Annotated in this window: 11 protein-coding genes; 8 read left to right on the top strand and 3 right to left on the bottom strand. The window is 72.8% G+C overall.

The annotated features are described in order from the left end of the window. The first annotated feature begins 37 nt into the window (after positions 1-37). Positions 38-991: a tetratricopeptide repeat protein gene (locus ACQP60_RS17430; protein WP_429735180.1), complete on the top strand. Its 954-nt coding sequence runs from the start codon at positions 38-40 to the stop codon at positions 989-991. A gap of 6 nt (positions 992-997) precedes the next feature. Here the strand turns inward: ACQP60_RS17430 and glgB are convergent, their stop codons facing one another. Next, the gene (gene glgB, locus ACQP60_RS17435) at positions 998-3,223 is read right to left on the bottom strand and encodes a 1,4-alpha-glucan branching protein GlgB (RefSeq protein WP_429735182.1); all 2,226 of its coding nucleotides are present in this window, start codon (positions 3,221-3,223) and stop codon (positions 998-1,000) included. 124 nt (positions 3,224-3,347) lie between these two features. On the opposite strand from glgB, the gene ACQP60_RS17440 reads away from it, so the two are divergent. Then, positions 3,348-4,370 (top strand): LacI family DNA-binding transcriptional regulator, encoded by a 1,023-nt coding sequence (locus ACQP60_RS17440; RefSeq protein WP_429735184.1) that lies wholly within the window; start codon positions 3,348-3,350, stop codon positions 4,368-4,370. Here the strand turns inward: ACQP60_RS17440 and ACQP60_RS17445 are convergent. Together ACQP60_RS17445 and ACQP60_RS17450 are read right to left on the bottom strand one after the other, a co-directional pair. Next, a complete protein-coding gene (locus ACQP60_RS17445; protein ID WP_429735186.1) occupies positions 4,357-6,489 on the bottom strand; it encodes an alpha-galactosidase in 2,133 nt (710 codons plus the stop codon). The genes ACQP60_RS17440 and ACQP60_RS17445 overlap by 14 nt on opposite strands. Beyond that, positions 6,486-7,760: an ROK family protein gene (locus ACQP60_RS17450; protein WP_429735189.1), complete on the bottom strand. Its 1,275-nt coding sequence runs from the start codon at positions 7,758-7,760 to the stop codon at positions 6,486-6,488. Before ACQP60_RS17450 ends, ACQP60_RS17445 begins: the two co-directional genes overlap by 4 nt. 128 nt (positions 7,761-7,888) lie before the next feature. On the opposite strand from ACQP60_RS17450, the gene ACQP60_RS17455 reads away from it, so the two are divergent. From ACQP60_RS17455 to ACQP60_RS17480, 6 genes are read left to right on the top strand one after another with little or no spacing between them, the layout of a single operon-like run. Then, positions 7,889-9,583, top strand: coding sequence for an ABC transporter substrate-binding protein (locus tag ACQP60_RS17455; protein WP_429735191.1), 1,695 nt, complete (start codon positions 7,889-7,891; stop codon positions 9,581-9,583). A gap of 39 nt (positions 9,584-9,622) precedes the next feature. Further along, positions 9,623-10,612: an ABC transporter permease gene (locus ACQP60_RS17460; protein WP_429735193.1), complete on the top strand. Its 990-nt coding sequence runs from the start codon at positions 9,623-9,625 to the stop codon at positions 10,610-10,612. Positions 10,613-10,626: 14 nt separating this feature from the next. Further along, entirely contained in the window at positions 10,627-11,694 is a 1,068-nt protein-coding gene (locus ACQP60_RS17465; protein ID WP_429735195.1) for an ABC transporter permease, read from the top strand. Further along, entirely contained in the window at positions 11,691-12,626 is a 936-nt protein-coding gene (locus tag ACQP60_RS17470; RefSeq protein ID WP_429735197.1) for an ABC transporter ATP-binding protein, read from the top strand. Before ACQP60_RS17465 ends, ACQP60_RS17470 begins: the two co-directional genes overlap by 4 nt. After that, positions 12,623-13,549, top strand: coding sequence for an ABC transporter ATP-binding protein (locus ACQP60_RS17475; RefSeq protein ID WP_429735199.1), 927 nt, complete (start codon positions 12,623-12,625; stop codon positions 13,547-13,549). Before ACQP60_RS17470 ends, ACQP60_RS17475 begins: the two co-directional genes overlap by 4 nt. Further along, positions 13,546-15,585 carry a beta-galactosidase gene (locus tag ACQP60_RS17480; RefSeq protein WP_429735201.1) on the top strand — a complete coding sequence of 680 codons (2,040 nt, stop codon included), beginning with the start codon at positions 13,546-13,548 and terminating at the stop codon, positions 15,583-15,585. Before ACQP60_RS17475 ends, ACQP60_RS17480 begins: the two co-directional genes overlap by 4 nt. Positions 15,586-15,608 lie beyond the last annotated feature (23 nt).

A 15,608-nucleotide genomic window follows, 5' to 3' on the forward strand; every position in this document is an offset into this window, starting at 1 on the left:
CGCACCACCCGTCGGCGCCGCTCGTAGGATGTCGCCCATGACCAACCCCACGCCCGACCCGACCTTCAGCACGCGTGGCGCCGTCGACCTGTCGGCGCTGAACCGCCCGCAGTCGCCGCCCCCGGGGGAGCCCGGCGGCGCGCCGTCGGCGGGCGGCTACGTGCTGGACGTCACGGACGCGAACTTCCAGCAGGTGGTGCAGGACTCGACCACGTACCCGGTGGTCATGCTGCTGTGGATCCCCACCGACAAGGCCAACGCCGACCTCGGTGAGCTGCTGGGGCGGCTCGCCCAGGAGTACGCCGGCCGGTTCCTGCTCGGCCGCCTCGACGCGCAGGCGTACCCGCAGGTGGCGGCGGCCTTCCAGGTCCAGGGGGTGCCGACGGTCGTCGCGGTGCTGCAGGGCCAGCCGCTGCCGCTGTTCCAGGGCGCGGCGCCCGAGGAGCAGGTGCGCGGCGTGCTCGACCAGGTGCTGGCCGCGGCCGAGCAGAACGGCGTCACGGGCCGGGCCCCCGCCCAGGGCGCCGAGGGTGAGGCGCCCGCCGAGGACGAGGCCGCGGAGCCGGTCGAGGAGCCGCTGCCGCCGCTGCACCAGGAGGCGTACGACGCGATCGAGCGCGACGACCTCGACACCGCCGTCGCCGCGTACGAGAAGGCCATCAAGCAGGACCCGAAGGACGCCCTCGCGGTGGCCGGGCTGGCGCAGGTGCGCCTGCTGCAGCGCACCCGCGGCGCCGACCTGCAGGCGGCCCGGACGGCGGCGGCCGACGCCCCCGCCGACATCGACGCGCAGCTCGGCGTGGCCGACATGGACATGCTCGGCGGCAAGGTGGAGGACGCCTTCGCCCGCCTGCTCGAGCTGCTGCCCGGCGCCGACGCGGACGCCAAGGAGAAGCTGCGCGTGCGGCTGGTCGAGTACTTCGAGATCGTCGGCCCCACCGACCCGCGCGTGGTCAAGGCCCGCCAGCGTCTGGCGATCAGCCTGTACTGACCCGGGTCAGCCGGCCGGCCGAAGGACGAGGGCGCCGAGCGGCGGCACCCGCAGCGCGACGGAGTGCCGCCGCCCCTTCCAGGGGACGTCCTGCGCGTGCACGCGACCTAGGTTGCCGACGCCGGAGCCGCCGTAGACCTCGGCGTCGGTGTTGAGGACCTCGTCCCAGGCGCCGCCGTCGGGCAGCGCGAGGCGGTAGCCCTCGTGCGGCACGCCCGCGAAGTTCACGACCACGACGACGGGGTCGCCGTCGGCGGACCGGCGCACCCACGAGAGCGTGTCGTGGTCGGCGTCGTCGGCGTCGAGCCACTCGAAGCCGGCGGCGTCGAAGTCGCGCTCCCACAGGGCGGGCGTGGCCCGGTAGAGGGCGTTGAGGTCGCGCACCAGGCGCTGCACGCCCGCATGCCCAGGCGTCTCGAGCTGCCACCAGTCGAGGCCGGAGCCCTCGTCCCACTCGGCGTCCTGCGCGAACTCCTGGCCCATGAAGAGCAGCTGCTTGCCCGGGTGGGCCCACTGGTAGGCGAGGAAGGCGCGCACGCCGGCGAGCTGCTTCCAGCGGTCGCCCGGCATCTTGCGCAGCAGCGAGCCCTTGCCGTGCACCACCTCGTCGTGGCTGATCGGCAGCACGTACTGCTCCGAGAACGCGTAGACGAGCGAGAACGTCAGCTCGTGGTGGTGGTACCGCCGGTACATCGGGTCGTGGGCCACGTACCGCAGTCCGTCGTTCATCCAGCCCATGTTCCACTTCAGCCCGAAGCCGAGCCCGCCCGCGTCGGTGGGCCGGGTGACGCCGGGGAAGGCCGTGGACTCCTCGGCGATCATCATGACGCCGGGGGAGCGGCGGTAGGCCGTGGCGTTCGCCTCCTGCAGGAAGGCGATGGCCTCGAGGTTCTCCCGCCCGCCGCGCACGTTGGGCTCCCACTCGCCGGGCTTGCGCGAGTAGTCGAGGTAGAGCATCGACGCGACGGCGTCGACGCGCAGGCCGTCGGCGTGGAACTCCTCGAACCAGTAGGTCGCGTTGGCGACGAGGAAGTTGCGCACCTCGCGGCGGCCGAAGTCGAAGACGAGCGTGCCCCAGTCGGGCTGCTCCCCGCGGCGGGGGTCGGGGTGCTCGTACTGCGGGCCGCCGTCGAACCGCGCGAGCGCGAACTCGTCGCGGGGGAAGTGGCCCGGCACCCAGTCGAGGATGACGCCGACGCCGGCCTGGTGCAGCCGGTCGACCAGGTACCGGAAGTCGTCGGGGTGCCCGAACCGCGCCGTCGGCGCGTAGTAGCCGGTCACCTGGTAGCCCCACGACCCGCCGAACGGGTGCTCCGCCACCGGCAGCAGCTCGACGTGGGTGAAGCCCTGCTCGACGACGTACGCGGTGAGCTCCTCCGCCAGCTCGCGGTAGCCCAGCCCTGGCCGCCACGACCCGAGGTGCACCTCGTAGACGCTCACCGGGCCGGCGTGCGGGTCCGACGCCGCGCGGCGTGCCATCCACTCGCCGTCGGCCCAGTCGTAGCCCGAGTCGACGACGACGGACGCCGTCGCGGGCGGCACCTCGGTGCCCTTGGCGAGCGGGTCGGCCTTGGCCCGCCACACGCGGTCGGCGCCCAGCACCTCGAACTTGTACCGGGAGCCCGCGCCCACGCCGGGCACGAACAGCTCCCAGACGCCGCTGGCGCCGAGCGACCGCATCGGGTGCACCGTGGTCCAGCGGTTGTGGTCGCCCACGAGACGCACGCCGCGCGCGTTCGGCGCCCAGACGGCGAACGCCGTGCCCTCGACGTCGCCCAGCGCGCTCGGGAAGCTGCGGGGGTTGGCGCCGAGCGCCCGCCACAGCTCCTCGTGCCGGCCCTCGGAGATCAGGTGCAGGTCCACCTCGCCCAGCGTGGGCAAGAAGCGGTACGGGTCGTCGACGGTCTGGACGTCGTCGTCGTACCGGGTCCGGACCCGGTAGTCCGGCGCGTGCCGGGAGCCGTCGTCGTCGACGCCCGCCGGGACCACCGCCTCCCACACGCCCGCCGCCGCGTGCGCGGCGGGGTGCTCGGCCGGATTCTCGGGGTCGCCGGTCACGACCGTCACCTCGTCCGCCAGCGGCCGCAGCACGCGGACCACCGCCCAGGAACCGTCGTGCGGGGGCTCGCCGTCCAGCAGGTGCGGCCCGAGCACGGCGTGCGGGTCGTGCAGCGTGCCCTGGGCCAGGGCGGTCAGCACCTCGGGGTCGACGGGCGGTGGCGACGGCGTCATGCGGCCCACGATTCCACGGACGCATGTCGGGCGCGTTCCGACGCGCGGCCCGCGCTCGCGCACGGACGGAGGTCCGACGAGGCATACGATCCTGCTCGGGAAGCCTGCTCGGGAAGGGGAGCGGATGGCTCGGATCACGATCGCGGACATCGCGCGGCGCGCCGGTGTGTCCACGGGCGCGGTGTCCTACGCCCTCAACGACCGTCCGGGTGTCTCCGACGAGACCAGGGCTCGCATCCTCGGGGTCGCGGCGGAGCTCGGGTGGGTGCCGAGCCAGGCCGCCCGGGCGCTGTCCGGCGCGCGGGTGGAGACGATCGGCCTGGTGCTCGCCCGCGCCCCGGAGACCCTGGGCTTCGAGTCGTTCTACATGCAGTTCATCGCCGGGATCGAGCAGGTGCTCGCGGAGCGCTCGTACGGACTGCTGCTCCAGGTGGTGCCCGACATGGACGCCGAGACCCAGGCGCACCGGCGCTGGCACGCCGCCCGCCGCGTGGACGGCGTGATCGTGGTCGATCCTCGGAGCGACGACCCCCGGATCGCGGCGTTGTCGGAGCGCGACGCCCTGCCCGCGGTCGTCGTGGGAGATCCCGAGTTCGCGGGGAACCTGCCCGCGGTCTACACCGACGACGCCACGGCGCTCCGCGAGTGCGTGCGCTATCTCGCCGGGCTGGGGCACCGCAGGATCGGGCGTGTGTCCGGCACGGAGGGCTTCGGGCACACGACCATCCGCGACCTGGCGTTCGACGACGAGGCGGCCCGCGAGGGCGTCGCCGCCCGAGTCGCGCGGGCGGACTTCACGCCGGACTCTGGCGCGGCCGCGACCCGGTCCCTGCTGGACATCGACGACCCCGTGACCGCCGTGATCTACGACAACGACGTCATGGCGTTCGCCGGCCTCGGCGTCGCGCACGAGCTGGGGGCCCGCGTGCCCGAGGACGTCTCGCTGGTGGCCTGGGACGACTCGCCCCTGTGCCGTGCGGCCTACCCCCAGCTCACCGCGCTGAGCCACGACGTGACGAGCTACGGGGCGCACGTGGCCCGGCGGCTGTTCGAGCGGATGGCCGGGGCCGAGGCGCGGGCGTATCGCGACTCGACCCCGACGCTCACGGTGCGGGGGAGCACCGGCCCGCCCGCTAGGCCGGAGTGAGATGCAGGACGAACGCCTGGACCGGCCACAGCGTCGGCAGCTGCAGCCCGACCTCTGACAGCACTCGGCCGGTGAGGGTGACGGGCCCGTCGCCGAGCCAGCCCGGCGTCACCCAGCCCCAGCGTGACTCCCCGATCTCGTCCCGCAGCCGTACCGTGTAGCGACGCTCGGGATCGAGCCCGTCGATCCGCAGACGTTCCGCGAGCGCCTCTTCCGGTGACGCGACCGTCGCGACGGTGACGACGGCCTCCGACCGGTCCTGCGCGACCACGGTGCGGACCCGGAGCGCGGGGTCGGCCGTGTCGGGGTGCCGCACCGTGCCCGAGTGGAGCAGCCCGCGCAGCTCCTTGTAGAGGGACGCGAACGCGGCGACCCGCGCGGTCTCCTCCGGCGTGCAGCCGAGGATGTCCCACTCGAATCCCGCCGAGCCCTGCAGCGACGTGGCGATCCGGTACGACAGGTCGGTGGCGCGGCCGGACGAGTGCGCCGGCGACGGCCCGACGTGCGCGCCGACCAGCTCGGGGGGCAGCACCAGCTCGGTCCAGCGCTGGATGTCCTGCCGCTCCACCGGGTCGTTGGAGTCCGAGGCCCAGACCCTGTCAGTACGCGCGAGGATGCCGAGGTCGGTGCGCGCGCCGCCGGAGGAGCACGACTCGATCTCCAGCGCGGGGTGGTCCTCGCGGAGCCGGTCCAGGAGCCGGTACGTGGCGAGCGTCTGGGCGTGCGTGCCGGGCGCGCCGTCGTGGACGGGTTCGACCAGGTCGCGGTTGTGGTCCCACTTGATGAAGTCGATGCCGAGGTCCGCGACGAGGGCGGAGATCTGTCCTCTCACGTGCTCCCACGCGTCGGGGTTCGCCAGGTCGAGCAGGTACTGGGTGCGGAACGACAGGCCGTCGGGGGATGGCAGGGACGCCGGGTTGGCCAGGATCCACTCGGGGTGACGGCGTGCGAGGTCCGAGTCGAGGTTGATCATCTCCGGCTCGAACCACAGGCCGAACTGCATCCCCAGGCCGTGCACCAGTTCGGCGAGCGGCTCGAGGCCGTCCGGCCAGACGTCGCGGTCGACCACCCAGTCGCCGAGGCCCTTGGTGTCGTCGCGGCGCGCGGGGAACCAGCCGTCGTCGAGGACGAACCGCTCGACGCCGACCTCCGCCGCCCGACGGGCGAGCGCGAAGAGTCGCTCCGGGTCGTGGTCGAAGTACACCGCCTCCCACGTGTTGAGCACCAGCGGCCGGGCAGAGCGCGGGTGCTGCGGGCGCGCGCGGAGCCACGTGTGGAAGCGGGCCGCGACGCCGTCGAGACCGCTGTCCGACCAGGCGAAGTACGCCGTCGGGGCGCGGTAGGTCTCGCCCGGCTCCAGGACGAGCTCGCCGGGCCGGAGAAGCTCGCCCGCGCCGAGCAGCGAGACGTGCTCGGTGACCCGGTCGACACGGTGGCGCACGTCGGCGCTCCACCCCAGGTGGGTGGCCCAGACCCGGCCCTCCCCGGAACGGGGGGCGCGCTCGGAGGCGAGCGTCACCCACGGGGCGTCGTGGCCCCCGCGGCCCCGGCGCGACTCGCGCACCGTGGTTCCCCGCGGCATCGGTGTCGTGACCGGCGACTTCTCGCGCGTCCACCGGCCGCCGAACGTGGTGAGGTGGTCCGCGGTCTTCGGCACGGGCAGGGTCGCCTCGAGCCAAGCGACCTCCAGCCGGCCGGTGCCCTCGTTGACGATCTCGTGGTCGAGCACGACCAGGCCACCGGGACCGACCTCCACGCGGGTGCGCAGTGCGAGACCGCCGGCCGGGTCCGTGGCGGTGACGACGGCGGTCGCCTCGTCCGGACGGGCCACGACGGACTCCCACCGGGGGTAGACGGGGACGCCGGCGCGCGTGACGAGGAGGCCGGGGCGACCCGACCAGCCGTCCGAGTCCTGCGGCAGGATCGGGAGGCGCCAGGCCGCGTCGAGCGTGCCGGGAGGGGTCTGGCGGCTGGTGGCGCGCAGCAGGGCGTCGGCGGCGGCGCCGTCGAGGGGACCCAGGTCCGCACCCCAGTGCACGACGCTCGGCAGGCCGTGCGAGGGAAGGTGGAGGACGAGGGCGGTCCCGTCGCGGTGCAGGACGGCGTTCTCGGTGGTCACGGGGCTCCGATCGTTGCGGGCTGGTCGGGGGTGCGGTCGATGGGTGGGCGGGCTCCCGCCCTCGCCCCTCCCAGGGGAGGGGCGGCGTCGGGAGCACCGCGCAGGACGGTCAGGGCGCCGCCGACGGCGGCGACGGTGGCGACCTGACCGGACAGTGCGACCCGGGGCGGGCTGAGGGTGCGGCTGAGCGCGTGCTCGGACAGTGCGGCGTCGACCACCCGGCGGTACAGCGGCCCCGCCGTCGCGAACGCCGGGCCGGCGAGCAGCACGGTATCGACGTCGAAGAGGTTGACGAGCACGGTAGCCGCCTGGCCGACGCGACGAGCGGACGTGGTCAGCAGGGCGGCGGCGTCGGGGTCGCGGTCCCGTGCGGCGCGGGCCACACGTTCGAAGTCCGCGAGCGTGTCCTCGACGGCGCCCTGCACGCCCCAGCGCTCGGCGGCGCCCTCGTGGGCCAGGGCTTGGGCGACCACGGCCGCCGGGCCGGCCTCCGCCTGCGTGCACCCGCGGTTGCCGCAGACGCAGGGGGAGCGTGCGTCGGGGAGCGGGACGTGGCCGATCTCGACGGCGTTGGAGGCACGGCCGCGGTAGGCGACGCCGTCTACGACGACCGCCCCGCCGATGCCCGAGGCCATGTACACGAGCCCGAAGGTCTCGGTGTCGAGGTCCCGCGTCCACAGCTCGCCCACGGCCGCCGCGGTCGCGTCGTTCTCCAGCAGCACGGGCAGTCCTAGGCCGGCGGCCAGCCGTGCCGTGAGCGGGTACCTCTCCCAGGCGGGTGTGGGCTGGGCGGTGAGGAGCATGCCCCGTTCGCGGTCCTGCGGGCCGTGGGTGACGAGGCCGACCCCGAGCACCCGGTCGCGAGGGATGCCGGCGCTGGCGAGCAGGTCGCCCACGTGGTCGACCAGAGCCCCGACGGTCCGGTCGGGCGAGCGCCGTCCGGAGCCCCGCAGCCCGGCGCTCGCGACCGTCGCGCCGGCGAAGTCGACCACGACCGCCGTCGTGGTGGTCAGGTCCACCTGGATGCCCACGGCGTACCCGGCGTCGGCGGTGACGCTCAGCAGTCGGCGGGGCTGGCCGCGGCCGCGCTGCTGGACCCCCGACTCGTGCACGAGCCCGAGGTCCAGGAGCCCGCGCACGACGTGCGTGACCGTCGGGGAGGTGAGCCCGGAGAGCCGGGCGAGCTCGACCCGGCTGATCGTCCCGCGGGTCCGCACCAGGTCGAGCAGCCGGCGCGAGGACACGACCTGCGCCACGCCGTCGAGCAACATCCATCGCCTCCACCGTGAGTGACCTACAGCACTTGACCGCTTAAGTTAAGCATGGCAAGAATACCCACGAGCGCCGACGACGGCGCCGCTGGAGCCGGCTCTGGTGCCGGCACGAGAAAGGACCGCAGATGTTCCTCAGGACAGGAATCCGTCGGCGCGGCGCGGTGCTCGCCGGTGTCGCGGCCCTCGGTCTCGCCCTCGCGGCGTGCTCCGGGGGCGGCTCGGACGGCGGCTCGAACGGCTCGGGCGGGGGCGCGAGCAGCACGCTCGTCGCCTACACCGGTCAGGCCGGCGACTACCAGATCAACTTCAACCCGTTCTCGCCCTCGAAGATCGGGGGGCTCGGGACCATCTACGAGCCCCTGTTCTTCTACAACAAGGCCGAGGTGCGCGACCCGGTGCCGCTGCTGGGCACCGAGCAGTCGTGGAACGAGGACGGCACCGAGCTGTCGGTCACCCTCCGCGAGGGCGTGACCTGGAGCGACGGCGAGCCGTTCACCGCGAAGGACGTGGAGTTCACCTTCACCCTCCTCAAGGACAACCCGTCGATCAACAGCGGCGGCTTCGACGGGACGGCGAAGGCCGTGGACGACACGCACGTGACGTTCACCTTCGAGCAGCCCGCGTTCGTCAAGGGGCCGGACGTGATGAACACGCCGATCGTGCCCGAGCACCTGTGGAAGGACATCAACCCCGTCGAGGACGTCATCGAGAAGCCCGTGGGCACCGGCGCCTACCTGCTCGACGACTTCAAGCCACAGGCCTTCACGTACAAGGCGAACCCCGACTACTGGGGTGGCGAGCCCCGGCTGAAGAACATCCGCTTCCTGGCGCTGTCGGGCAACCAGGCGGGTGCCGACGCGATCGCCGCCGGCACCGTCGACTGGCAGACCGGGCCGATCCCGGACATCCAGAACACGCACCAGAACTTCCCGAACTACGACGCGTACACGCAGTGGCAGAACCAGATGGTGCTCGCCACGTGCTCGAGCGCCGAGATGGGGTGCGAGGGCCCGCAGACGGACCCGGCGGTCCGCCAGGCTCTGTACTACGCGATGGACCGCACCCAGCTCAACAAGCTCGCGTTCATGGAGACCGCGAACGAGATCTCGCCGGTCTTCACCCTGACGCCCAGCCAGGACGACTTCGTCTCGGACGCCGTGTCCGAGAAGACGGCTCCGATGACCGCCGAGCCGGACAAGGCCGCACAGATCCTCGAGGACGCCGGCTGGACGAAGGGCGCGGACGGCATCTACGCCAAGGACGGCGAGAAGCTCACGCTGACCGTCGAGGTCGTGACCGGGTGGACGGACTACATCACCGCGCTCGACACGATGGCGTCGCAGGCGAAGGCGGCCGGCATCGACCTGCAGACCGCGCAGTCCTCGTGGAACGAGTGGACGGAGAAGAAGGGCTCGGGCAAGTTCGAGCTGGCCATCGACTCCCTGTGGCAGGGGCCCGCGCCCGACCCGTTCTACCTCTACAACTACTTCTTCGACTCCGGCTCGGGGGCGAAGGTCGGCAAGTCGGCGGGCAACAACTACTCGCGCTACTCCAACCCCGAGGTCGACAAGGCGCTCGACGAGCTGGCCAAGCTGCCCCTCGACGACGCCGCCGCGCGCCAGCCGTACTTCGACACGATCCAGCAGCACGTCTTCGAGGACATGCCCTACGTGCCGATCCTCACCGGCGGCACGACGAGCGTGTGGAACACGGCGAAGTTCAGCGGCTGGCCGTCCGACGACGACCTCTACGCCTTCCCGGCCGTCTGGTCGGCGATGGACGCCGCCGAGATCTTCAAGAAGATCCAGCCTGCCGGCTGACATGACCCGAGACGTCGTCCCCGAGGAAAGCACCCTGCCGTGAACTACTTCCTGCGCAAGATGGGCTTCTACGTCGTGGCACTCTGGGCCGCGCTGACCCTGAACTTCGCGATCCCCCGGCTCCTTCCGGGCAACCCGGTCGACATCCTGCTCGCCAAGCTGCAGCAGCGCGGCGGCACGGTGACGCCCGAGACCCGGGAGGCCTACGCGCTCCTCCTCGGGGGCGACGACTCCCAACCGCTGTGGAACCAGTACGTCGACTACCTGAACAACCTCGTCCACGGTGACCTGGGGGTGTCGGTCAGCTACTACCCGGCGCAGGTCACAGACGTCATCGCGCAGTCGCTGCCCTGGACGGTGGTCCTGGTGGGCATCGCCACCGTGATGGCCGCCGTCCTGGGAGTGACGCTCGGAGCGTTCGTCGGGTGGAAGCCCGGCACCTGGCTGGACTCGCTGATCCCGGCGACCACGCTCCTGGCCGCGGTGCCCTACTTCTGGCTGGCGCTGATCCTGGCGTACTTCCTGGCCCGCGTACTCGGCTGGTTCCCGCTGCAGGGCGGCTACGACGTCGTCCTGGATCCCGGCTGGAACGCGGAGTTCATCCTCTCCGCCATCCACTACGGCGCCCTTCCGGCGCTGACGATCGTGCTCGCCTCCGTGGGCGGCTGGCTGCTCGGGATGCGCAACATGATGGTCTCCACGCTGTCCGAGGACTACGTGCTCACGGCCGAGGCCAAGGGGCTGTCGCCCCGCAAGGTGCTGCGCTCGTACGCGTCACGCAACGCGGTGCTCCCGTCGGTCGCCGGGTTCGCGATCTCGCTGGGCTTCGTCGTCTCGGGCTCGGTGATCACCGAGCAGGTGTTCTCCTACCCCGGCATCGGCGGGCGCCTCCTGGGGGCCGTGACCAACAACGACTACGCGCTCATGCAGGGGCTGTTCCTCGTGATCACGCTCGCCGTGCTCGGCGCGAACCTCGTGGTCGACCTGCTGTACGGCCTGATCGACCCGCGCACGCGAGCCCGGTCCTGAGAGGAGGCATCGACATGACGAACCTGAGCCCCGCGAACGAACCGTCCCTCGTCGACGAGGTCGAAGCCGAGGAGGTGGCACGCGAACGCGCCGGAGCCGCGCCGCGCTCCGGCTGGCGGATGCTGTTGCCCACGATGACGCCCTGGCTCGCCATCGGCCTCGTGCTGGTGGGTGTCATCACCCTCTTCGGCATCTTCGGCCCCTACCTGGTGGGCGACCCCCGACAGATCCGCGACATCGGACTCACGCCGCCGTCCGGAGACTTCCTGCTCGGCACCACGCAGACCGGCCAGGACGTGCTCGCCCAGCTGGCGTACGCGACCCGCGGGTCGCTGCAGATCGGCCTGCTGGTCGGCGTGCTGGCCACCGCCCTGTCCGCGTTCTTCGGCATCTACGGCGCCTACCGCGGCGGCTTCGCCGACGAGGCGTTCTCGCTGCTCTCGAACGTCTTCCTGGTGATCCCCGGGTTGCCGCTCGTGATCGTCATCTCCGGCTTCGTGCCGCGCGAGAGCCGCGGACTGTGGACCATCGCCGTCGTGCTGGCGGTGACGAGCTGGGCCGCGTCGGCCCGGGTGCTGAGGGCCCAGACCCTGTCCGTGCGCAACCGCGACTATGTGGCGGCGTCGAAGGTCTCGGGGGAGAAGCCGTGGCGCGTCATCGTCGTCGAGATCCTGCCGAACCTCCTGCCGGTGATCGCGTCGCAGTTCGTCTTCGCGGTCATCGCGGCGATCCTCGGCGAGGCAGGGTTGTCGTTCATCGGCCTCGGCGCGTCGAACTCCTCGACGCTCGGCACGATGCTCTTCTACGCGCAGAACGGCTTCGCCCTCTCGCTCGGAGCGTGGTGGTGGTTCGTCCCGCCGGGCCTGATGATCGCCCTGTTCGGCATGGGCCTGTCGCTCATCAACTTCTCGATCGACGAGATCATCAACCCCAAGCTCAAGAACCTGCGCCAGCACCGCAAGCGGGCCCGCAAGGCGGCCCGCCTCGAGCGTGAGCTGGCCCGTGCGCACCGCCGGTCGGGCACGCAGGAGCCGGACGCGGTCCGCGAGGCGGACGGCACGAAGGAGGTGTCCGCGCGATGACGACGACACTGGTGCACGACGAAGGGACGGCCGCCCGTGGCGGCCGGACGGAACCCGTCCTCACCGTCTCGGACCTCACGGTGGTCTACGAGGTGGAGCAGCCGGTCACGGCGGTGAAGGACGCGAGCCTGACGCTGCACCGCGGGGAGATCCTCGGCCTCGCGGGCGAGTCCGGCTGCGGCAAGACGACGCTCGCCTACGCGGTCAACCGCCTGCACCGGCCGCCGGCGCGCATCGCGTCCGGGAGCATCACGTTCCACGACCGCGACGGCTCGGACGTGGACGTGCTCGCCCTGGAGGACTCCGCGCTGCGCGCGTTCCGCTGGGACAAGCTGTCGATGGTGTTCCAGGGCGCGATGAACGCCCTCAACCCCGTGACCACCGTGCGGGCGCAGCTGCGGGACACGCTGCTGGCCCACCGGCCCGGCACGTCGCGGGCCGAGGTGCGTCGCCGGTCGGAGGAGGTGCTCACCCGCGTCGGCGTGGACCCGCGGCGCCTCGGGTCGTACGCGCACGAGCTCTCCGGAGGCATGCGCCAGCGCGTCATGATCGCGATGGCGATGCTGCTGGAGCCGCAGATCATGATCATGGACGAGCCGACGACGGCGCTCGACGTCGTTGTCCAGCGCGACATCCTGCGCGAGATCGTGCGGCTGCGCGACGAGCTCGACTTCGCGGTCGTGTTCATCACCCACGACCTGCCCCTGCTGCTCGAGATCAGCGACCGGATCGCCGTCATGCTGAAGGGCGAGATCGTCGAGCTCGACACCGCGCAGCGCCTGTACCGCGAAGCGCGCCACCCCTACACCCGCACGCTGCTGAGCTCGTTCCCGAGCCTGTCCGGCGAGCGGGGCGGCTTCATCCGCAGCGGCGTCGACGACTTCGCCGGCCCCGGCACCTGCGTGCAGAACGGTCAGGAGGACCGAGCATGACCCGCGTCCACGTGTCCGACCTGGTCAAGGACTACTCGATCCGCACGGGGCTGCGCCGGTCACGGCTGCGCGCCGTCGACCACGTGAGCCTCGACCTGGTCCCCGGGCGCACCGTCGCCCTCGTGGGGGAATCGGGCTCCGGCAAGTCGACGATCGCGAAGATCCTCACGCGGATGGAGAAGCCGACGTCGGGCACGGTCGACGTGCGCCTCGACGACGACACCCCGGTGCAGGGCTCGCTGTACCGGCGTCAGGTGCAGATGGTCTTCCAGGACCCGTTCGCGTCACTCAACCCGTTCCACTCGATCGAGCATCACGTCGCCCGGCCGCTGCGCATCCATCAGCGCACGCGCTCGGCGGCCGAGACCCACGAGCGCGTGGTCGAGATGCTCGAGCGGGTGAACCTCACCCCGGCCGAGGACATCGCGCCGCGGCGGCCGCACGAGCTGTCCGGCGGCCAGCGCCAGCGGGTCGCCATCGCCCGCGCGCTCGCCCCGGGCGCCCAGGTGCTCATCGCCGACGAGCCCGTGTCGATGCTCGACGTGTCGATCCGGCTCGGCGTCCTCAACCTGCTCGGACGCCTGCAGCGCGAGGACCGGCTCGCCGTCCTCTACATCACGCACGACCTGGCGACCGCCCGGCACTTCTCCGACGAGATCGTCGTGCTGTACCGCGGCCGGGTGGTGGAACGCGGCCCGGCGGACGCGGTCATCCTCGACCCGCACCACGACTACACCAAGCTCCTCGCGATGGCGGCCCCGGACCCCGAGCGGGTCGACCGGGTGACGCTCACCCAGGCGGGGACGGACCGCGGCGCGATCGACAACAGCGTGTGCTTCGACCACTTCGCGGGCGAGTGGCAGGAGGCCGGCGTGCCTGCGGCCCAGGCGCGCGGCGGGGCGGCCGCGCGGAGTGCCTCGTGACGCCCGCCGCGCCCTCCGCGCCGGCGCGCTGGCCGACCCAGGGCCTGTCCTACGGCGGCGACTACAACCCCGAGCAGTGGCCGCGGGCCGTGTGGGACGAGGACGTGCGCCTCATGCGCGAGGCGGGCGTCAACCTCGTGACCCTCGGCGTCTTCGCCTGGGGGACCGTGGAGACCGCCGACGGCGTGCGGGACTGGTCGTGGCTCGACGACGCGATCGAGCTGCTGCACGCCCACGGCATCGCCGTGGACCTCGCCACCCCCACGGCGGCGCCGCCGAGCTGGTTGCTCACCGCGCACCCCGACATCGCGCCCGTGCTCGTCGACGGGTACCGCGAGCCCGCCGGGGGGCGCAACGCGTGGTGCCCGGAGTCGGCCGTCTACCGCCGGTACGCGCTGCGCCACGTCGAGGCGCTCGCCCGCCGCTACGGGAACCATCCCGCCGTGCGCCTGTGGCACGTGGGGAACGAGCTCGGTGGCGGCAACGCACGCTGCTACTGCGACGACTCCGCGGCCGGGTTCCGGCGGTGGCTGCGTGAACGGCACGGCACGCTCGACGCGGTGAACGCGGCGTGGGGCACCGCCCAGTGGGGGCACCGGTACGGGGCGTGGGACGAGATCATGCCCCCGCGCGGTCGGCACGGTGCCCCCAACCCCGGGCTGTACCTCGACTACGAGCGGTACTCCTCCGACGCGCTGCTCGCGCACTACCTGGCGGAGAAGGACGTCCTCGAGCGGCACTCCGCCGTCCCGGTGACGACGAACTTCATGGTCGGGGCCGGAGCCCAGGTCGTGGACTACGCGTCGTGGGCGCCGCACGCGGCCGTCGTCGCCAACGACCACTACACGCTGGTCGGCGACCTCCCGATGGGCGACCGCGAGCACGACCTGGCGTTCGCGGCCGACCGGATGCGCGGCATGTCCTCGGGGCGTCCCTGGCTGCTCATGGAGAGCTCGACCGGCGGGCCCAGCTGGCAGCGGCGCAACCGCGCCAAGGATCCGGGGGAGATCGCGCGCCACTCGCTCGGGCACGTCGCGCGCGGGTCCGACGGCGTGATGTTCTTCCAGTGGCGGGCCTCGCGGGCCGGCGCGGAGCAGTTCCACTCCGCGATGCTCCCGCACAGCGGCACCCGGTCGCGGGTGTGGCGGGAGGTCGTGGAGCTGGGCGGCCACCTGCGAGCCCTGGCCGAGGTCGCCGGGACCGCCGTCGAGCCCGCCCGGGCCGCGATGGTGGTCGACGACCCGGCCGGATGGGCCCTCCAGCACGGCCTGATGCCGCACCGCGAGCTGTCGTACGGGCGCGAGCTGCGCGCGTGGCACCGGGCGCTGTGGGACCGTCACGTGGTGTGCGACGTGGTGCCGCCCGGCGCGGACCTCGACGGATACGACCTCGTCGTCGTGCCGTCGCTGCTGGTCACGGGCGACGACACCGCGGCCCGCCTCGCCGCCGTCCCCGCGCGGGGCGGCACCCTGCTGGTCACGTACCTCTCCGGCGTCTGCGACGCGGACGGGCAGGTCCGCACGGGCGGCTTCCCCGGCGCTTTCGCCGACGTGCTCGGCGCCTGGAGCGACGAGCTGTACCCCCTCGCCGAGGGTCGCGTCGTCGGCCTGGACGACGGCGGTGAGGCGACGGACTGGACCGAGCGTGTCCACCTCGACGGTGCCCAGGCTGTGGTCCGGTACTCCACGAGCTCGCTCGCCGGCGGCCCGGCGGTGACGCGTCGACAGGTCGGCGAGGGCGCCGCCTGGTACGTCTCCGCGGCGCTCGACGCCGAGGCCGTCGGGCGGGTCGTGGACCGGCTCGTCGCCGAGTCGGGGGTGCCGCGCGTCGTCGAGGCCGCGCCGGGGCTCGAGGCCGTGCGCCGTCGGGCCGGGGACCGCTCCTACCTCTTCCTCCTCAACCACACCGGCGACGAGCAGAAGGTCGCCGCCGCCGGTCACGACCTGCTGTCCGGGAACGACGTCGGGCCGCTGACCGCGGTGGCACCGGGCGGGGTGCGCGTGCTGCGCGAACCTCCGCACGCCGCGACAGACTGACCGGGTCACCCTGACCGCGCCCT

Origin of the sequence: Isoptericola variabilis (assembly GCF_050311655.1) — a bacterium.
Classification (GTDB): Bacteria; Actinomycetota; Actinomycetes; order Actinomycetales; family Cellulomonadaceae; genus Isoptericola; species Isoptericola variabilis.

Excerpts from the sequence above, each read along its gene's own strand:
- ACQP60_RS17430 (WP_429735180.1), top strand. The coding sequence starts at position 38 with ATGACCAACCCCACGCCCGACCCGACCTTCAGCACGCGTGGCGCCGTC.
- glgB (WP_429735182.1), bottom strand. The coding sequence starts at position 3,223 with ATGACGCCGTCGCCACCGCCCGTCGACCCCGAGGTGCTGACCGCCCTG.
- ACQP60_RS17440 (WP_429735184.1), top strand. The coding sequence starts at position 3,348 with ATGGCTCGGATCACGATCGCGGACATCGCGCGGCGCGCCGGTGTGTCC.
- ACQP60_RS17450 (WP_429735189.1), bottom strand. The coding sequence starts at position 7,760 with ATGTTGCTCGACGGCGTGGCGCAGGTCGTGTCCTCGCGCCGGCTGCTC.
- ACQP60_RS17455 (WP_429735191.1), top strand. The coding sequence starts at position 7,889 with ATGTTCCTCAGGACAGGAATCCGTCGGCGCGGCGCGGTGCTCGCCGGT.
- ACQP60_RS17465 (WP_429735195.1), top strand. The coding sequence starts at position 10,627 with ATGACGAACCTGAGCCCCGCGAACGAACCGTCCCTCGTCGACGAGGTC.
- ACQP60_RS17470 (WP_429735197.1), top strand. The coding sequence starts at position 11,691 with ATGACGACGACACTGGTGCACGACGAAGGGACGGCCGCCCGTGGCGGC.
- ACQP60_RS17475 (WP_429735199.1), top strand. The coding sequence starts at position 12,623 with ATGACCCGCGTCCACGTGTCCGACCTGGTCAAGGACTACTCGATCCGC.